This window comes from Neolewinella sp. (assembly GCF_965214665.1).
Lineage (GTDB): Bacteria > Bacteroidota > Bacteroidia > Chitinophagales > Saprospiraceae > Neolewinella.
In genome coordinates this window covers 3,010,164-3,027,557 of sequence record NZ_OZ243970.1, presented here as the reverse complement: position 1 = coordinate 3,027,557, position 17,394 = coordinate 3,010,164, and the positions used below count along the sequence as shown (strand labels likewise).

At 60.0% G+C, this 17,394-nt stretch carries 16 protein-coding genes and 1 tRNA gene; 16 read left to right on the top strand and 1 reads right to left on the bottom strand.

Annotation, left to right across the window (positions count from 1 at the left end; all coding sequences use genetic code 11):
* The first annotated feature begins 82 nt into the window (after nucleotides 1-82).
* From ACOOHD_RS13035 to ACOOHD_RS13005, 7 genes are all read left to right on the top strand, one after another.
* The gene (locus tag ACOOHD_RS13035; protein ID WP_420458320.1) at nucleotides 83-328 is read left to right on the top strand and encodes a GlsB/YeaQ/YmgE family stress response membrane protein; all 246 of its coding nucleotides are present in this window, start codon (nucleotides 83-85) and stop codon (nucleotides 326-328) included.
* Between the two features lie 88 nt (nucleotides 329-416).
* Nucleotides 417-1,178, top strand: a complete 762-nt coding sequence (locus tag ACOOHD_RS13030; RefSeq protein WP_420458319.1) for a metallophosphoesterase — start codon at nucleotides 417-419, stop codon at nucleotides 1,176-1,178.
* Nucleotides 1,179-1,237: 59 nt separating this feature from the next.
* Nucleotides 1,238-1,309 (top strand) — tRNA-Gln (locus ACOOHD_RS13025).
* A 278-nt stretch (nucleotides 1,310-1,587) separates the two neighbouring features.
* Nucleotides 1,588-2,166: a GNAT family N-acetyltransferase gene (locus ACOOHD_RS13020; protein WP_420458318.1), complete on the top strand. Its 579-nt coding sequence runs from the start codon at nucleotides 1,588-1,590 to the stop codon at nucleotides 2,164-2,166.
* Nucleotides 2,167-2,218: 52 nt separating this feature from the next.
* Complete coding sequence (locus tag ACOOHD_RS13015; RefSeq protein WP_420458317.1) at nucleotides 2,219-3,490, top strand: argininosuccinate synthase; 1,272 nt, start codon at nucleotides 2,219-2,221, stop codon at nucleotides 3,488-3,490.
* 11 nt (nucleotides 3,491-3,501) lie between these two features.
* Complete coding sequence (gene argC / locus ACOOHD_RS13010) at nucleotides 3,502-4,467, top strand: N-acetyl-gamma-glutamyl-phosphate reductase (RefSeq protein ID WP_420458316.1); 966 nt, start codon at nucleotides 3,502-3,504, stop codon at nucleotides 4,465-4,467.
* Nucleotides 4,468-4,607: 140 nt separating this feature from the next.
* Entirely contained in the window at nucleotides 4,608-5,750 is a 1,143-nt protein-coding gene (locus ACOOHD_RS13005) for an aspartate aminotransferase family protein (protein WP_420458315.1), read from the top strand.
* On the opposite strand, the gene ACOOHD_RS13000 is transcribed toward ACOOHD_RS13005, so the two are convergent.
* Nucleotides 5,740-6,705 carry a hypothetical protein gene (locus tag ACOOHD_RS13000; RefSeq protein ID WP_420458314.1) on the bottom strand — a complete coding sequence of 322 codons (966 nt, stop codon included), beginning with the start codon at nucleotides 6,703-6,705 and terminating at the stop codon, nucleotides 5,740-5,742. The two genes, ACOOHD_RS13005 and ACOOHD_RS13000, sit on opposite strands and share 11 nt — an antisense overlap.
* A gap of 486 nt (nucleotides 6,706-7,191) precedes the next feature.
* Between ACOOHD_RS13000 and ACOOHD_RS12995 the strand changes: the two genes are divergently transcribed.
* From ACOOHD_RS12995 to ACOOHD_RS12955, 9 genes are all read left to right on the top strand, one after another.
* Nucleotides 7,192-8,139 (top strand): N-acetylornithine carbamoyltransferase, encoded by a 948-nt coding sequence (locus tag ACOOHD_RS12995; RefSeq protein ID WP_420458313.1) that lies wholly within the window; start codon nucleotides 7,192-7,194, stop codon nucleotides 8,137-8,139.
* A gap of 148 nt (nucleotides 8,140-8,287) precedes the next feature.
* Nucleotides 8,288-9,706, top strand: a complete 1,419-nt coding sequence (locus tag ACOOHD_RS12990; protein ID WP_420458312.1) for a TonB-dependent receptor — start codon at nucleotides 8,288-8,290, stop codon at nucleotides 9,704-9,706.
* A gap of 62 nt (nucleotides 9,707-9,768) precedes the next feature.
* Complete coding sequence (locus ACOOHD_RS12985) at nucleotides 9,769-10,194, top strand: BrxA/BrxB family bacilliredoxin (RefSeq protein WP_420458311.1); 426 nt, start codon at nucleotides 9,769-9,771, stop codon at nucleotides 10,192-10,194.
* A 96-nt stretch (nucleotides 10,195-10,290) separates the two neighbouring features.
* On the top strand, nucleotides 10,291-10,713 hold the full coding sequence (locus ACOOHD_RS12980; protein ID WP_420458310.1) for a DUF2141 domain-containing protein: 423 nt from the start codon (nucleotides 10,291-10,293) through the stop codon (nucleotides 10,711-10,713).
* A gap of 42 nt (nucleotides 10,714-10,755) precedes the next feature.
* The gene (gene yidD, locus ACOOHD_RS12975) at nucleotides 10,756-11,010 is read left to right on the top strand and encodes a membrane protein insertion efficiency factor YidD (RefSeq protein WP_420458309.1); all 255 of its coding nucleotides are present in this window, start codon (nucleotides 10,756-10,758) and stop codon (nucleotides 11,008-11,010) included.
* Between the two features lie 56 nt (nucleotides 11,011-11,066).
* Complete coding sequence (locus tag ACOOHD_RS12970) at nucleotides 11,067-12,245, top strand: thioredoxin family protein (RefSeq protein ID WP_420458308.1); 1,179 nt, start codon at nucleotides 11,067-11,069, stop codon at nucleotides 12,243-12,245.
* A 21-nt stretch (nucleotides 12,246-12,266) separates the two neighbouring features.
* Entirely contained in the window at nucleotides 12,267-13,433 is a 1,167-nt protein-coding gene (locus tag ACOOHD_RS12965; RefSeq protein WP_420458307.1) for a prolipoprotein diacylglyceryl transferase, read from the top strand.
* A 61-nt stretch (nucleotides 13,434-13,494) separates the two neighbouring features.
* Nucleotides 13,495-14,661 (top strand): ATP-binding protein, encoded by a 1,167-nt coding sequence (locus ACOOHD_RS12960; RefSeq protein ID WP_420458306.1) that lies wholly within the window; start codon nucleotides 13,495-13,497, stop codon nucleotides 14,659-14,661.
* 215 nt (nucleotides 14,662-14,876) lie between these two features.
* Nucleotides 14,877-17,324, top strand: a complete 2,448-nt coding sequence (locus ACOOHD_RS12955) for a DUF7149 domain-containing protein (RefSeq protein ID WP_420458305.1) — start codon at nucleotides 14,877-14,879, stop codon at nucleotides 17,322-17,324.
* Nucleotides 17,325-17,394 lie beyond the last annotated feature (70 nt).

Below are 17,394 nucleotides of genomic sequence, written 5' to 3'. Positions count from 1 at the left end.
AAAATTGACAAGAAACGAACAAATGCCCCTTTTCCAGGGCTTTATGGCTGTATTCATCCTTCAAACAAAAACTACACGCCTTATGGGTATTATCGCCTGGATTTTGCTTGGCCTCATCGCCGGCGCACTCGCTAAATGGATCATGCCCGGTCCCGACCCCGGTGGCTGGATCGTCACCATCCTTATTGGTATCGTCGGTGCCGTCATTGGCGGCTTCGTCGGTGGAGCGCTCGGACTGGGGGGTGTTGATGGCTTCAACATCGGCTCTATTTTGATCGCCGTGCTGGGTGCATTGATTCTGCTATTCATCTACCGCAAGCTAGCCTAAGCAGCTTTACCTTACATTATCTGACGACCCTCCTGCGCTTGTGGGAGGGTCGTTTGTGTTATTGACCCACTCAAATAGTAGTTCTTCTGTGTCCCTACGCGTCATCCAACTTACCGATCTCCACCTCCTACCCCCCGGTGAACTGCTTATGGGCCTGGACGTGAACGCCCGCCTGGAAGCCACCCTGAAACAGATCGCCACCCTGGAACCGGATGCTCTCTTTATCACCGGCGATTTCTGCGCCCACGAGCCGGTACAGGAGGTATACCACCGGCTGCGTAGCCGCTTCGAGGTGTTCGACGTACCCCACTTTGTCATTCCCGGTAATCACGATGATCGGGCTATGATGCGCGCAGCCTATCCCCTCATGCCCGGCGAGGGCCAGGAACCAATCTACGGCTCCGTAGAACTGGCGCGCGAGTGGTTTCTCTTCGTGGATTCCAGTCCCGGTGTAGTCGACCCCCCGCAGCTCGACTGGCTAGCGGAGGCCGTGGTCGAACACCCTACCGCTACGGTGATCATCCACCACCCCCCGATCAAGATGGGTATGCCCTTTATGGACGACAACTACCCCCTGCGCGATACCGACCGGCTGCTCGACATCCTCACCACCGATGGCCGCCGCCGCCGCGTACTCTGCGGTCACTACCATGCGGCCCGCACGGTGAGCTACCGCAATCTGGACGTACTGCTGTGTCCGCCGACCAGTTTTTTTATCTACCCCGGGGCCGATGAGTTCATGATGGAAGATCACCCCCCGGGCTTTCAATTGCTGGAGTGGGCCGATGATGGGTCCTTCCGCCAGACGGTCTACGCAACTTCCGCTCGCCCCGCTGAGTTACAAAAGTAGCGCCCTGGCTTGGAGAAGACTTCCTGCCCCCCTATATTTGCGGCCGCTAACGCCAACAGAGACCCATGGTGTAATTGGCAACACAACAGATTTTGGTTCTGTCGTTCAAGGTTCGAGTCCTTGTGGGTCTACTCCAAGCCCCTCGCCGCCCGCCGGTTAGGGGTTTTGTTTTTTTGCACCCGCGGCCCCGCCCTAGTGTACTGACGGCTAGTACATACCGGACAGAATGCCGTAACTTTGCTACATGCAACCGGTATCCGCTCCCCGCATCCTCCTCCTGAGGCGAAGGATCTGAAGTGCTTCCCGCTCCGGCCCGGAAGCTACTAGCTCGTACTTGAGCCTGTCTCCCCCTCCTGCAATATCCCTTCTCCTTTATCCCGGCCCGCGGCGGTCGACTTTTCCCCTTTCTATGCAGATTAAGATACTGGTGGCTCAACCGGAACATACGGTGTACGCCCGGGCCATTTGCACCCTCATCGAAGAGAGCGCCAAGGCGCGCGGCACCGGTATCGCGAAGCGGAAGCCCGAGTACGTGGAGGAAAAAATGCTCACGGGCAAGGCCATCATCGCGCTGGTGGACGGCGAGATCGGCGGTTTCAGCTACATCGAAACCTGGGACCACGGCAAGTACGTGGCCAACTCCGGCCTGATCGTGAACCCCCAGTTTCGCCGCCATGGCCTGGCCCGGCGCATCAAGGCGGCGGTGTTCGAGCTGTCGCGCAAGAAGTACCCGGAGGCGAAGGTGTTCGGCATCACTACCAGCCTGCCAGTGATGAAGATCAACCACGACCTCGGCTACCGCCCCGTAACCTTCTCCGAGCTTACGCAGGACGATGCCTTCTGGGCCGGCTGCAAAACCTGCCCGAATTACGATATCCTACAGCGCAACGAGCGCCGTATGTGCCTGTGTACCGCCATGCTCGCCCCCAGCGCCGACGAGGTACGCGCTATGGAGGTAGACCTCTCCGACATGATCGTCGAGGGGTGAGAGACGCGAGACATCGAGGAGGCGAGACATCGGAGGAGCTCCGACACCTCCGATGACCGCCCCTAACCCCTTAACCCCTCAACCCCTTAACTCCTTGAAAAAGACAGTCCTAGCCTACTCCGGCGGCCTAGACACCAGCTACTGTGTAGCCTACCTCACCGAGCAGGGCCACGAAGTGCACGCCCTCACCGTCGATACCGGTGGCTTCGCGGAGGCGGAGATCGCAGAGATGAAACAGCGCGCGCTGTCACTGGGGGCCAAATCCTACAAGCGCATCGACGTTACCGAAGTGTACTACCGCGACTGCCTGCGCTACCTCGTGTACGGCAACTGCCTGCGCTACCAAACCTACCCCATGTCGGTAAGTGCCGAGCGGATGTTCCAGGCCATCACAACGGCCAAATACGCCGTGGAGTTGGGGGCGGACGGCGTAGCCCACGGCAGCACTGGGGCCGGTAACGACCAGGTGCGCTTCGACCTGGCCTTCGAGCTGAGCGGGCGGGACCTGGAGATCATCACCCCGATCCGCGACCTGAAGCTGTCGCGGCAGGAGGAGGTGGACTACCTGGCCGAGCGCGGCCTGCAGTGGCCCGAAAGGAAAGGGACCTACAGCATCAACGCCGGCCTCTGGGGTACCTCGGTGGGTGGAGCGGAAACCCTGACGAGTGACCAGCCGCTACCGGAATCGGCCTGGCCTGTCCCGGTCACGGCCGCCGAACCGCGGAAGCTTGAACTGCACTTTACGGAGGGGCAGTTTACCGGCTTCGACGATCAGGATTTTGCTGGGCCGGTAGCTGCGATCAAGGCACTGGAACAGTTGGCTGCCCCCTTCGGTGTAGGGCGCGACGTGCACGTGGGCGACACCATCATCGGCATCAAGGGTCGGGTGGGATTTGCCGCTGCGGCCGCCATGCTCATTATCAAGGCCCACCACCTACTCGAAAAGCACACCCTGGCCAAGTGGCAGTTATTCTGGAAGGAACAACTCGGCAACTGGTACGGCATGATGCTCCACGAGGGGCAGTTCCTCGACCCGGTCATGCGCGACATCGAGGCCTTTCTGGAAAGCTCCCAGGGCACGGTCAACGGTACGGTCCACCTCACGCTCCACCCCCACCGCTTCACCCTTGACGGCATTACCTCGCCCGATGACCTGCTCGGGGCCGGCTTCGGCAGCTACGGCGAGATGAACAAGGGCTGGACGGGGGATGACGTGCGTGGTTTCACGAAGATCATGAGCGTACCGGGCCGCATTCGTAATGCTGTCAGCCGGTCGTCGGATGCGTCGCAGCGTAGCGAAGCTCATCCGACGTCTCGGCCATAAGCAATCGAACTATGAAAAAAATAGGCATCATCGGGGGCGGCGGGTACACGGCAGGCGAGCTGCTGCGGCTACTGGTGCACCATCCGGAGGTGGAGGTGGTCGTGGTCGAAAGCGGCAGCCAGGCGGGCAAGCACGTTGCGGAGATTCACGACGATCTAGTAGGGGAGACGGAGCTAAAGTTTGCCGGGGCCGCCGGTGCAAAGCTTGGGGAGCTGGATGCCGTATTCCTCTGCATGGGCCACGGCGTCTCCCGCGGCTGGGTCGATGCTCACCGCCCCCCGAAGGGCACCCTGGTCGTGGACCTGAGTACCGACTACCGGATGGATGAGGCCTGGGTCTACGGCCTGCCAGAAATCAACCGTGAGCGTATAAAAGGGGCCAAGCGTATCGCCAACCCCGGCTGCTTCGCTACGGCCATCCAGCTCGCCATCCTTCCCCTGGCCCAGGCAGGCCTTGCCGAGGGCGAGCTCCACGTCAATGCCCTCACCGGTAGCACCGGGGCCGGACAGAGTCCCTCACCCACCACCCATTTCAGCTGGCGCAACGGCAACGTGAGCGTCTACAAGCCCTTTGCCCATCAGCACCTGGCCGAGATCGGGCGCAGCGCCGCGCAGGTCGGACGGGTGGCTACGGAGGGTATCAACTTCCTGCCGGTACGTGGTGCCTTTGCCCGGGGTATCTTCTGCACTACCTACCTCGATTGCGACCTGAGTGAGACGGAGGCACAAGACATTTTCCGTGACTTCTACGCCGGGGCGGCCTTCACCCACGTGACCGACCAGCCCCTGCACCTTAAGCAGGTCGTAAATACGAACAAGGGCCTGGTGCACGTCGAAAAGCATGGCCGAAAGCTCCTGGTCACCACCGCTATCGACAACCTTCTTAAGGGGGCTAGTGGGCAGGCGGTGCAGAATATGAATTTGGCGCTGGGGTTGCGGGAGGGGATGGGGCTGAGATTGAAGGGGAGTATGTTCTGACAGTCGGCACGGTCGTCTGCCGAGGCTTGCGCAGCTTGCCTCGTCCGCCGACCGTATCGTTTATGCTACCGATCCATTTAACCCACTCGGCCGACGAGCTCAACTGCGTATAGCTCGGCGGACGAGTTAAACCCCTTCCCATGCAACTCTTCGACGTCTACTCCCTCTACCCCATCGAGCCCGTCCGCGGCCAGGGGGCCTATGTGTACACCGAAAACGGGGAGCGGTACCTCGACTTCTACGGCGGCCACGCCGTGATCAGCATCGGCCACGCCCATCCGCACTACGTGAGCATGATCTCGGAGCAGGTCGGTAAGCTGGGCTTCTACAGTAATAGCGTCGAGAACAAGCTACAACTGGAGCTTGCCGAAAAACTGGGGCGCCAGTCGGGGCTCGATGATTTTCAGCTTTTCCTGGTCAGTAGCGGCGCGGAGGCTAATGAGAATGCCCTCAAACTAGCAAGCTTTCACACCGGGCGCAGCCGTATCATCGCCTTCCGCGGTGCCTTCCACGGCCGTACCTCGGCGGCCGTTAATGCCACCGACAACGAGGCCATTAAGGCGCCCATCAACCGCAACTATCCGGTCACCTTCCTAGATATCAATGATCTGGATGCCGTACGTAGGGAGCTGGAGAAAGACGACGTAGCCGCCGTCATCATCGAGGGTATCCAGGGAGTAGGTGGTATTCACGTACCCGATGCGGACTACCTCGAAGCCCTACCCGAGCTCTGTCACCAGCACGGTGCCCTGCTCATTCTCGATGAGGTGCAGTCGGGCTACGGCCGTAGCGGCAAGTTCTTCGCCTTCCAGCATAGCCGGGTGCGGCCCGACCTGATCACCATGGCGAAGGGTATGGGCAACGGCTTTCCCATTGGCGGCGTACTCATTGCCCCTGAGATCGAGCCGGAGTCCGGTATGCTCGGTACTACATTCGGGGGTAGTCACCTGGCGTGTGCGGCGGGGATTGCGGTACTGGATGTGATTGAGCGGGAAGAGCTGGTCGCCAACGCTAAAACGCAGGGAGACTATTTGATACAGGCACTGCGGGAGACCGGACTATTTGGTGAGGTGCGCGGCCACGGCCTCATGATCGGCTTGGAGATGGATACGTCGATTGCCCCTCTACGCAAACACCTTCTCTTCGATCACCACGTCTTCACCGGCTCAGCTATGGACCCCAAGACCCTGCGCTTGCTACCGCCCTTAAATGTGGGACGGCAGGAATGTGACGTGTTGCTGGAAGCACTCAAGACAGCTCGGACGACGGCCCCTACTGCCTGAAGGCATAGCTTATGCCAGTGGTCAAGTACTGCCGGTCGAGGCCGCTAAAGATGCGCCGAAAAGAAGACACCGAGAAGATGCGGTTCTCGCGACGACCGAAGACTTCGAGGCGCCCGTAGCGGATACCAAAGCCTACATTCAGGTTCATCGATTGCCCCCTGGTAGAACTAGCCCGCTTATCGTTCGCCTCCGCCGTTCTATGATAGGAGGTGGCCCCCCCAATCAGATAAGGACTAAAGGTCCGGTGGCCGAAGGGGAAGTAATTCAACTCAGTCAGCAGGCGGTACTCACTGGCGGTGATGGTTTGTATGCCCGCGCTCACCTCCCGATCGTACTGGCTGCGCAGATAACCCGCGCCGAAGGCTACCTCCCAGCGACTGTTGTCCGTCACCTGCCGCAGCTTCAGTACGTAGTCCAGGCCAACGCCACGGAAGGGCAAGGTCGTCTCCTGGTAAAACAGTGTGGGGGTATATACCGCTACTGCATGGCGGAGGGCGAGTCGTTTTTCCTTGCTGGAGATGATGCTGTACGGTACCTCCGCACCTATGGCTTGGTTGTAGCTAGTCACTAGCCTGGCAAGCTCCTTCTCCTCGAAGCGGGTAGACTCGATACGGGAGGAGGCCTGGGGCCAGTCTGCCATCATATAGGCTAGCACCCCCTTATACCGTTCCAGCAGCTGAAAACGAAGGTGGCCCTGGGACGAGAGGGACTCGATAACTTCGAGCTTTTGCAACTCCGCCCCGTTACCCGCATAGTAGACCACGTGAGGTAGGTTCAGGTAGGCCCGATTAATTTCGCTACGATCTACATCCAGACGGTACAGATCAAGTCGAGTTCCAGCTACCAGTTGCTCGGCGAAGCGGAATTCAGTAATGGGCTCTCCCTCCGCACCACCATAGGAATGAGATAAACTGATGAAGCGAGTGACCGGATCAATTAATACTACCTCGCTCACCTCTGCGGGGGAAAGGACAACAATTGGGGAACTACCGGACGACCTGAACCGTACACCACGACTCATCGCCAAATTCGCCTCCCGGTTAAAATAGCCGCTGACCGTATCACCGGATGCGGATAGGTAGAAGCCCGGGCGGTAATCGCCCGGCTGGGCCGATAAGCACGTAAACAGGCCGATAGCTAGGAAGAGGGTTGTAATAGTTCGTTTCATCAGTGAGGTGAGAGTTAGTACCAACGGTCGCCTAAAGGCTCAACGTGGTCGAAACACGGCACGTACCCCGGCTGCTTTTATTAAGAGATAGACCGTAGTGCTGCAAGGCACGCCTGCTACCAAAGACCTACTGAACGCTCAGGGATCACACCCCTGCTGCCGATCAATATCCTACCTTCACAACCGCCCCAACAACCCCGTAGGGGTTCCCCCCGCCCCGCCCCAGAACGCAGTTCTGGGATACCGCCCCAGCCCCCAGAAAGAAAAAATAGCATGAAAAGCTTCCTCTCCGCCAAAGACGCCCCCGACATCCCCGCCCTAATCGCCCGCGCCCAGCACTTCCGCCAGCAGCCCTTCACCGCCCAACCCGGCCACCAAAAGACCCTCATCAATCTCTTCTTCAATCCCAGCCTCCGCACCCGCCTCAGCACCGAGAAGGCCGGCCACCAGCTCGGCTTCCAGGTCATCACGATGGACATGGCCGGCGGCTGGCAGCTCGAGTTCGAGGACGGGGTCGTGATGAACCTCGATAAGGCCGAGCACGTAAAGGAGGCCGCCGGGGTGCTGAGCCAGTACTGCGACGTGCTAGCCGTACGCGCCTTTCCCAGCCTGACCGACCGGGAGGCCGACTACGAGGACCGCATCATCAATGCCTTTCGGACGTACGCCACCGTGCCGGTCGTGAGCCTGGAGTCAGCCATCCGCCACCCGCTGCAGAGTCTCGCGGACTGTATGACCATCGCACAACATTCCCGCACTCCCGATAGCTATCGGGATACCCGCCCTAAAGTCGTACTGACCTGGGCCCCCCACCCCCGCCGGCTACCCCAGGCCGTCGCCAACAGCTTCGCCGAATGGATGCTCGCCTGGGGGGAGGTGAACCTCGTCATCGCCAACCCCGAGGGCTTCGACCTGGCAGAGGAGTTCCGGGCAGGCGCGCAGGTGCAACACAACCAGCGGGAGGCCCTGCGCGACGCCGACTTCGTGTACGCCAAAAACTGGTCTAGCTACGACGACTACGGCGCCACCGCCGACCTCCCCGACTGGATCGTGGACGAGGAGAAAATGGCCCTGACCAACAACGCCTACTTCATGCACTGCCTGCCCGTGCGGCGTAATGTGGTGGTGAGTGACGGGGTGCTGGATGGGGGGCGGTCGCTGGTGTTGGAGCAGGCTGGGAATCGGGTTTGGGCTGCGCAGTCTGTGCTAGCCTCTTTTTGAATTTACCATTTACAGCTTACTATGTACCATTGACAATGTGTGCGGGGTAGCTCGCTTCACTCGTCTGGGCGGCACCACGAGCGAAGCGAGCTGACACACAAATGGTACATTGTACCTTGTAAATGGTAATTTGTAAATCTACTCCCCCATGGCGCGTCAGCTACTAGAAACCGAACAAAAAGCCCTAGAAATCAACCTGAACCCCCGCATCTACGGCACCTTCGCTGAGATCGGAGCCGGGCAGGAGGTAGCCCGCCACTTCTTCCAGGTGGGGGCAGCGGCCGGTACGATCGCTAAGACGATGAGCGCCTACGATAAGGTGTACTCCGACCAGATCTACGGCACCGAGCCGAGCGGGCGGTACGTGTGTGAAAGCCGCATCCATAAGATGGTCGACCACGAATATGACCTGATGATGGACCGGCTGCGGCACGACCGGCCGGATACGAACTTCTTTGTGTTCGCCGATACGGTGGCGGCGATCAACTATTCCCGTACCATTCGGGGGAACGGGTGGCTGGGGCTGCGCTTTCAGTTGACACCGAATGGGGGGGCGAACGATATGCTGCTGCATGCCCGGATGCTGGATAATGATAACCAGTTGCAGCAGCAGGCCATTGGAATACTGGGCGTGAATATGATCTACGGGGCCTACCACCTGCACGACAACCCGGAAGATCTGGTGGAGAGCCTGCTTGATGGGCTCAAAGGCCGCATTGCTATCGATATGATGGTGATGAGCGGACCGGACTTTGCGGTAGATAACCGTCTGCTCAGTCTCTGGCTGGTGAAGCATTCGCTCACCGATATCACGATGTTCGACCCCCGGGGCCGGAGCATTCACCCGAGTGAGTTCCTGTACCGTAAGGCCGTAATGGTGGTGCGGGGTAGCTACCGGCCAACGACGCTGGTCAACGCCGATATGCTGGAGGCGGGCTACAGAAAGTTTCGCTCCGAGGAGCACATCGACCCCGCCAAAAGTTTCCTCCTCACGGAACTGACGCTGGATAACCTACAGGGCAACTCCGAGCTCAACGAGCGGGATTACCTGCACCGGGCCACCCTGCTCAATGCACTGGGGCAGACCGTAATCATCAGTAATTACCACCGCTACGGGGACCTGATCGAGTACCTGTCGCTGTATAAAGTTTCGCCACTGGGGATCGTCGTGGGAGTCAATGACCTGCTGCAACTCATCAGCGATAAGTACTACGCCAACCAGGACGGGCGGCTGCTGGCGGCCTTCGGGGAGATCTTTACGCGCAACGTCAAATTGTACGTCTACCCCGCCCAGCAGGAGGGGAGTGCTGACCTGATGACGGCCGAGAACGTGCCCATCCCCGAGGGCGTCAAGTTCCTGTACCGCCACCTACTGGATAGCGGGCAGATCGTCGACATCGAGGAGTACCGAGCCGAACATCTGCACATCTACTCCAAGGAGGTGCTGGCGCTAATCCGGGCCGGGGAAGATGGCTGGGAGAAGATGGTACCCGAGCGGGTAGCTAAACTGGTGAAGCAGGACTGTTTGTTTGGGTACCCGGCCGAGAAGCTGGAGTTTGAGTACTAGCCCCAGCGGACGAGGAGCCAACCAAAAACGCGGGCAAACCGTTTGACTGAAAACTATCCCATATGTACCCCGCTGAATTTACCATCCCGATGGCCAAGGACCTGACCGGTTTTGGCTTCGAGGCCCTCACTACTCCCGAAGAAGTAGACGCCGCCCTGGGCCAGTCCGAGGGTACCGTGCTGCTGGTCGTCAACTCCGTCTGTGGTTGTGCCGCCGCCATGGCCCGCCCGGGTGCTAAGATGGCCGTGCGCAACGAGAATCGCCCCGATCGGCTCTACACCGTATTCGCCGGGGTAGACAAAGCCGCTACGGCCCAGGCCCGTGAGTATCTATTGCCCTACCCTCCAAGTAGCCCGAGCATCGCGCTCTTCCACGACGGTAAGCTGGTGCACTTCCTGGAGCGCCACCACATCGAGGGGCGCCCGGCCGAGATCATCGCCCAGAACCTGAAGATGGCCTTCGATAAGTACTGCGTACCGGCGGAGTAACTGCCAAATTTGAGAACTCTTTAACGCCCCGTGAACACACCTTCACGGGGCGTTGCTGTTTATTGAGCACACCTTACTTCCGAAAATACTCGCTTCGTGTACTACCTGATCAGTTTGCTTGCCTTCGTCGGATTCACCGCCGCCCCCCAACGCATTAGCGTAGAGGTGGTCAGCTCTACTACCGGGGGTAAGGTGTACGTAGCTGCCTACGATAGCCAGGATGGGTTCGAGAACAAGAACTTCATCGCCAACGCTATCGTGACGCTCGATGAGGCTAGTGACCGCACCGAGCTCGACCTCCAGGTGCCCACCCAGGGCCGCTACGTCATTGCCGCCTTCCAGGACCTGAACAGCAACGGAGAACTGGACCGCAACTTTTTCGGCGTGCCCACCGAGCCCTACGGTTTTTCTAAGCTGCCGCCCTCGAAGTGGCGCTCGCCCTCCTTTACCGAAATTGCTACCCAGGTAGAAGGGGCGGACACCCTAAAGATCGAGATGCGGCGGTGGAGCGAGTACTAGGCCTTGCCACAACTATGGGTTTTGGTCAGCCGTTAGTGAGGTATGCTCCGTAAGCTGTTCATCCTGCCCATTCGCTTTTACCAGGTGGCGATCTCGCCGGTGCTGGCGCCGCGGTGTCGCTACGACCCTACCTGCTCCCACTATGCGGTGGAGGCCATTGAGGAGTGGGGACCGCTGAAGGGCAGTTGGCTGGCGCTGAAGCGGATCGGACGGTGTCATCCCTGGGGGGGATTTGGGCCTGATCCGGTGCCGAAGCAAGAGGAGGCGTTGGACGCTTCTGAAGCGTCCAACGCCTGAGTCACGCTTCTGAAGCGTCCAACGGCTAACTCGAAGATTATTGATCAATATTACTTATGTTACGTCTGCTACTTCTCCTGCTTTGCACTACCCCTCTGACCGCCCAGGAGGGCATCGACTTCTTCCGGGGCAGCTGGTCCGAGGCCCTCGAACGAGCCGAAGCCGAAGACAAGCTCATCTTCGTAGACGCCTACGCCGAGTGGTGCGGCCCCTGCAAGATGATGTCGGCCCGCGTGTTTCCGGATGCGGAGGTGGGGGAGTACTTCAACGCCAACTTCATCAGCGTGAAGTACGATATGGAGAAGGCCGAGTCGGCGGACTTCCGCCAGTGGCACACCGCCTCCGCCTACCCGACCCTGCTCTTCATCAATGCGGAGAATGAGGTGGTGCACCGCCTGATCGGGGCCCGGCAGTCGCAGCAGCTGATCCGGGACGCCGCCGCCGCCCTATCCCGCTCCGAAAAGGACCTGGACGAGCTACGGGCGGACTACGAAACCGAACCCACTGAGGAGGTGACCTTTAAGTACGTGCGGGCATTGATCCGCGCCGGGGAGTCTCACCTGCGCGTCGCTAACGATTATCTGCGTCGGCCCGGCACCGACTTCACTGCACCTGCGACCCTCCGCCTGCTCTTCCTGGCTACGACGGAGGCGGACAGCCGACTGTTTGACCTGCTGCTGGAACACCGGGAGGCCGTGGCAGAATTAGAAGGACACGAAACCGTAGCGGCACAGCTACAGCGGGCCGTACGCGCGACCTTCGATAAGGGCCTGGAGTACCGGAGCGCGGACCTGCTGGCTACCGCGGTGGACAAACAATCCCTGCTCGATAAGGACGAGGCCAATCGGCTGGAATCGGAGGGGGAGTTTACCGTGGCGCTGCGGGGGAACGACTATAAAGGCTTCGTGAAGGCCGCGAAGAGCTATCTGAAAAAGGGAGCTGCCGGTGACGTCGGACGCCTGCGTGGAGCCTTTGCCGCCATTACCGAGTCGTCCTTCAAGGACTACAAAGAGGCCACCGACCTGGCCGCCGAAGCTCTCTCCGCCGCCGCCGCCCGGGCCGAGGACGGCTGGCGCGACTATTACCAGCTGGCCCGCTACCTGCAGGAGCGTAAGCGCCCGGAGCAGGCTCTGAAGGCCGCCGAGCAATCCCTCGCCGCCCTGGCCGACGGCCCTGCCAACTACCGCCGCGCCGTACAGGGCCTGGTCGACGAGCTGCGCGCCGCCACCAAGTAGGTAGGCCGTAGTTTTGCGGGCATGTACCCGGACCTGTCCTACCTCCTGCACGCCCTGCTCGGGACTGCCCGCGACAATGCCTTTAGCATCGTCAAGACCTTCGGCCTGTTCCTGCTGCTGGCCTTTCTCACGGCGGCCCGGCTACTGAAGTGGGAGCTGCAGCGCCGCGAGCGGATCGGACAGCTGCCCCCCACCAAGACCCTCCAGGTACCCGGCTATACGGTCACTACGGCCGACTACGTCACCAACGGCATCCTCGGCTTCCTGCTAGGCTACAAACTGCCCTACGCCGTGGCCAACTTCGCTGCCTGGCAGCGCGATCCGAGCGGGGTATTGCTGTCCACGGAGGGCTACTTCCTGACTGGTCTACTGGGAGCCGCCCTCCTCGTGGGCTACTACTATAACATTGGCCGTAAGCAGGGCGCGGTGCCCGATCCGGTGCCGGTCGACGTATACCCCAGTCAGCGCGTGGGGCCCATCACCATGCGGGCGGCCATCGGTGGACTGCTGGGCGCCAAGCTCTTCGCCGTCATCGAATACTGGGACCGCTTCGTGGCCAATCCCCTCCAGGAGCTCCTCAGCGGCGGCGGACTGGCCATCTACGGCGGCCTCATCGGCGGCGGGGTGGCCGTCTACCTCTACCTACGCAAGCACAAGATCCCCCTGCTGCCGGTCATGGACGCGGTGGCCCCGGCCCTCATCGTGGCCTACGGGGTGGGGCGTATCGGCTGTCAGCTCAGTGGCGATGGCGACTGGGGTGTGGCCATCCCGAACGGCATCCCGAAGGGCTGGTTCCTGCCCGACTGGATGTACGGCTTCGACTATCCCCACAACGTACTTAACCAGGGCGTACCCATCCCCGGCTGCACGGTTGAGTACTGTAGCCGGCTGGCGGAGCTGCACTATCCGACGCCCTTTTATGAGACTATGATGGCCTTTGCCATCGGGGGTATCCTATGGGGCCTACGCAAGCGGCTAACGGTGTACCCGGGTCTGCTCTTCAGTATCTACCTATTCCTCAACGGCGTGGAGCGCTTCTTCATTGAGTACGTGCGGGTGAACGATCAGTATGAGGTGCTGGGGATGAGTCTGACGCAGGCGCAGTTGATTGCTGTGGGGTTTATGGTGGGCGGGGTCGCTGGTGCGGTGTTGGTGGGGAGAAGGGGAACTGTGGGGGGGAACCAGTAATAGTGAACTTACCGCTAATTTGTGCTACCTTGCTAAATTAACATTAGCATGTAAATTTAGCATGGATAATTATTACGTTGCACGGATCTTAGAAACCCGCTTATTGGAGTTAAGTACCTTTTTTCCGGCTACTGTAATCGTGGGGCCGCGACAGGTAGGGAAAACCTCATTGGTAGCTGCGCTGCGTAATCAACTAGCAAGGAAGTCGCTTTACCTGGATATGGAGCGGCCCGCCGATCTCGCGGCGCTGACCAATTTAGAGGCATTTGCCGAGCAGCACCTGGACACCTTGCTCATCCTCGATGAGGTACAGCGTCGACCGGGCCTCTTTACGGAGCTTCGCTCGGTGATCGACCGCCACAGGACGGCCGGACGGTTCATATTACTGGGCTCGGCCAGTTTTGACCTCATCCGGGACGCTTCCGAGACCCTGGCTGGTCGGATTGCCATCGAGGAGCTTGCCGGGCTGCGTCTGGATGAACTGGGTGATACGGTCAATTACGTGACACACTGGTTACGGGGTGGCTACCCCGACAGCATCCTGGCCCCCTCTGACAACTTGTCCTTCTTATGGCGCGAAAATTTGGTGCGTACCTACCTGGAGCGCGATCTACTCAACCTCGGAGTGCGTGCTGACCCGGCAGTAATGCGCCGGGTACTGACAATGCTCGGTCACCACAGTGGTCAACTACTGAACTACCAGCACCTGGCCAAGTCCCTGCAGATCGATCATCGAACCCTCGAACGCTACCTCGTACTGCTCGAGCAAACCTTCGTCGTGCGGCGCCTACCTGCTTACCACGCTAACGTGGGCAAACGCCTGATCAAAAGCCCAAAAGTATACATCAGAGACAGCGGGATCTTACATACCGTCCTCAATCTGCCCGACTACCTGAGCCTCAGTCGTCACCCGGTCTTCGGTAGTTCCTTCGAAAGTTACATCCTCGAACAGCTCTACGTACGTAGTCTGGGCCGCTCTACGGAGCTCTACTACTACCGAACCCGTGGTGGTGCGGAAATGGACGTGGTGCTGGTACGTGGGGGACAGGTGGTTGCTGCTGTAGTGATAAAGACCAGTCCTACACCGAAGTTGACCAAGGGATTCTACACGGCACGCGAAGACCTAGGCAGTCCCCCGACGTTTGTCGTCTGCCCCATAGATGGTCCGACCTACCCGATCAACGAAGGGATTACCGTGGTGGGCCCGGGAGATTTGGGCTTGATCTAGAACTTGCCTGGCGGAAAGCAGGCGGTAATACTACCTGATCGTATAATTTGTTCCGGCGCCTTTTCCTTAGCGCGCTAATAAGTCTCCATTGACCATGTCGGAAAGAATGCGCTTGATCGTCGGATTAACAATTGATAGATCTTCGGCGACCCACACCGCACCCGCGGCCCCGCCCCCGCTTCGGTAGTGTAAATTGGGCGGCCTAGTTACCCCCCATGAAAGTTTCCACGCTCACCCTCACCAAAGCCCTGAACCCCGCCTACCGCAAAGAAAAGGTCCCCCGCGAAGCCATCGAACGGCTCAAGCGCGAACTGCCGCTCCTGCTGGACCGCACCACCGGCAAGGTCAGCGAATCCACCCTGCGCGACCACCTCCAGACCTTCCTGCGCGGCGTAGCCTACCCCGATACCGACTACCTGGTGCAGACCGAGCTGCGCCGCATGGACACCGTCATCCACGACGGACCCTGGCGTAAGGACCCCGTAGGCGTCATCATCGAGGCCAAAACGACCGAGAGCAATGACATGTTTTCCACCGCCCGGCCTAACGTCAAGGCGCTGCACGAGCTCGCCCTCTACTTCCTCCGCGAACGCCACGGCGGCAACACAGGCATCAAGCAACTCATCATCACCGACGGCGACGCCCTGTACCTCTTCGCCGACGCTGAGTTCGAGCGGCTGTTCTGGAACAAGAAACGCTTCCGCAAGGAGTTGCTGGCCCTCGACGCCGATACCGGCAAGAATAACCCCTTGGTCTACGAGCGCATCGCCCGCCTCCCCGCCGGCCGCCGCAACGAGGCCAGTCTCCTGGAAAACACCCTCCAGGTCGCCCGCAAGGAGCAGCGCTTCCGCAAGGTCGCCGGCTTCAGCAGCTACGGGGCCGACCAAGAGGAGCGGGAGTTTGCCGTGGCCCTCGAGCTCTGCCTCACCTGGGTGAACCGCATCCTGTTCCTCAAGCTCCTCGAAACTCAGCTAGTGGCCTACCACGGCGACGGGGCCGACTACCGTTTCCTCACCCCCGCGCGCATCCCCGACTACGACGCCCTCAATACGCTGTTCTTCGACGTCCTCAACCGACCGGTGGGCGAGCGGGAGGCCTTTGTGAGCGACTTCGCCCGCGTCCCCTATCTCAACAGCTCCCTGTTCGAGATCAGCGAGCTGGAGGACGAGGTCATCCGCGTCAACAGCCTAAAGGACCAGCATGAGCTTCCCCTCGCCGACCGCTCGGTACTTGCCGGCCGAGCTAAGCACTCCACCCTCCCGCCCCTCGAATACCTCTTCCGCTTCCTCGATGCCTACGACTTCGGCGGCGAGGGCAAAGCCCGTATTCAGGAGGACAACAAGCGGCTCATCAACGCCAGCGTCCTGGGGCTCATCTTCGAGAAGATCAACGGCTACCGCGACGGCAGCTTCTACACCCCCGGCTTCATCACCGAGTACATGTGCCGGGAGACGATCCGCCGCGCCGTGGTGCAGAAGTTCCGGGACGACACCGCCCACTTTTCCGACTTCGACGCCGATGATTTCCCGGCCCTTCAGAATTACCTCCGCCGCGACAACTACAAGCCCGCCGTCCGCCTGGCCGCTAACGCCCTAGTCAATTCTATCACGGTGTGCGACCCGGCGGTGGGCTCGGGCCACTTCCTCGTCTCTGCCCTTAACGAGCTCATCGCTACCAAATCAGCCCTAGGTATTCTGGGCGGGTCCGCAGGTGCAAAAGACATTGGCATCGACGCAGTAGTAGTCAACGACGAACTCCTCGTCAGCTACCGCCGCGACGGAGATCCCTACGAATACCACGTCACTACCGACGCGCGGGGCCGGCTGCACGTACCCCCGGAGGTACAGATCGTGCAGGAAACTTTATTTGCCGAGAAGCGCACGCTGATCGAGGGTTGTCTCTTCGGGGTGGACCTTAATCCGAATTCGGTGAAGATCTGCCGGCTGCGGCTGTGGATTGAGCTGTTGAAGAGTGCTTATTACCGCGTCGATATGCCCGGCACGGAGACATCGCCCGGCACGGAGACATCGGATGAGCGCCGCGGGGCGGCGACACATCCGATGACCCGTGCCGAGCTGGAGACCTTGCCGAATATTGATATTAATATTAAGCAGGGTAATTCGCTGATCTCCCGCTTCGCACTAGACGACGACCTCACCGGCGCCCTTGGCGATTCGGACCTCACCCTGGCCGACTACCGCCGTGCCGTTACCGACTACCACCGCGCCCGGGGTAGCGCCAGCAAGGCCGAGCTCCTGGACCTCATCGAGCGCATCAAGAGCAACTTCGAGACCTACATCAGCACCAACGACGCCCGCGTCAAGAAACTGGCCCGCGCCCGTGGCCGCCTCGACAAACTCCGCTCCCTGCTCGAAGTCGGCGATCTGTTCGGCTCTGTGGATGCTAAGAAGGTGCGCAAGGAGATGAAACCGCTGGAAAAGACCGTCGCCACCCTCGAAGCCGAGCTGGAGGGGGTACGCGACAATGCCATCTACCAGGATGCCTTCGAGTGGCGGTTCGAGTTTCCCGCGGTGCTGGGGGAGAATGGGGCGTATTTGGGGTTTGATGTGGTGGTGGGGAATCCGCCTTATATCGTAGTAACAGGGGATGATAGGCATTACTATAGCAAAAACTACGAAGGCATAGTGAGGTGGTCGGGTTAAATGGGACAGTTTTGAAAAGGAGTTTTGCTAAGGTAGGGGTTTACTTTTCCAGCGGGAGTTTTCTTTGGTC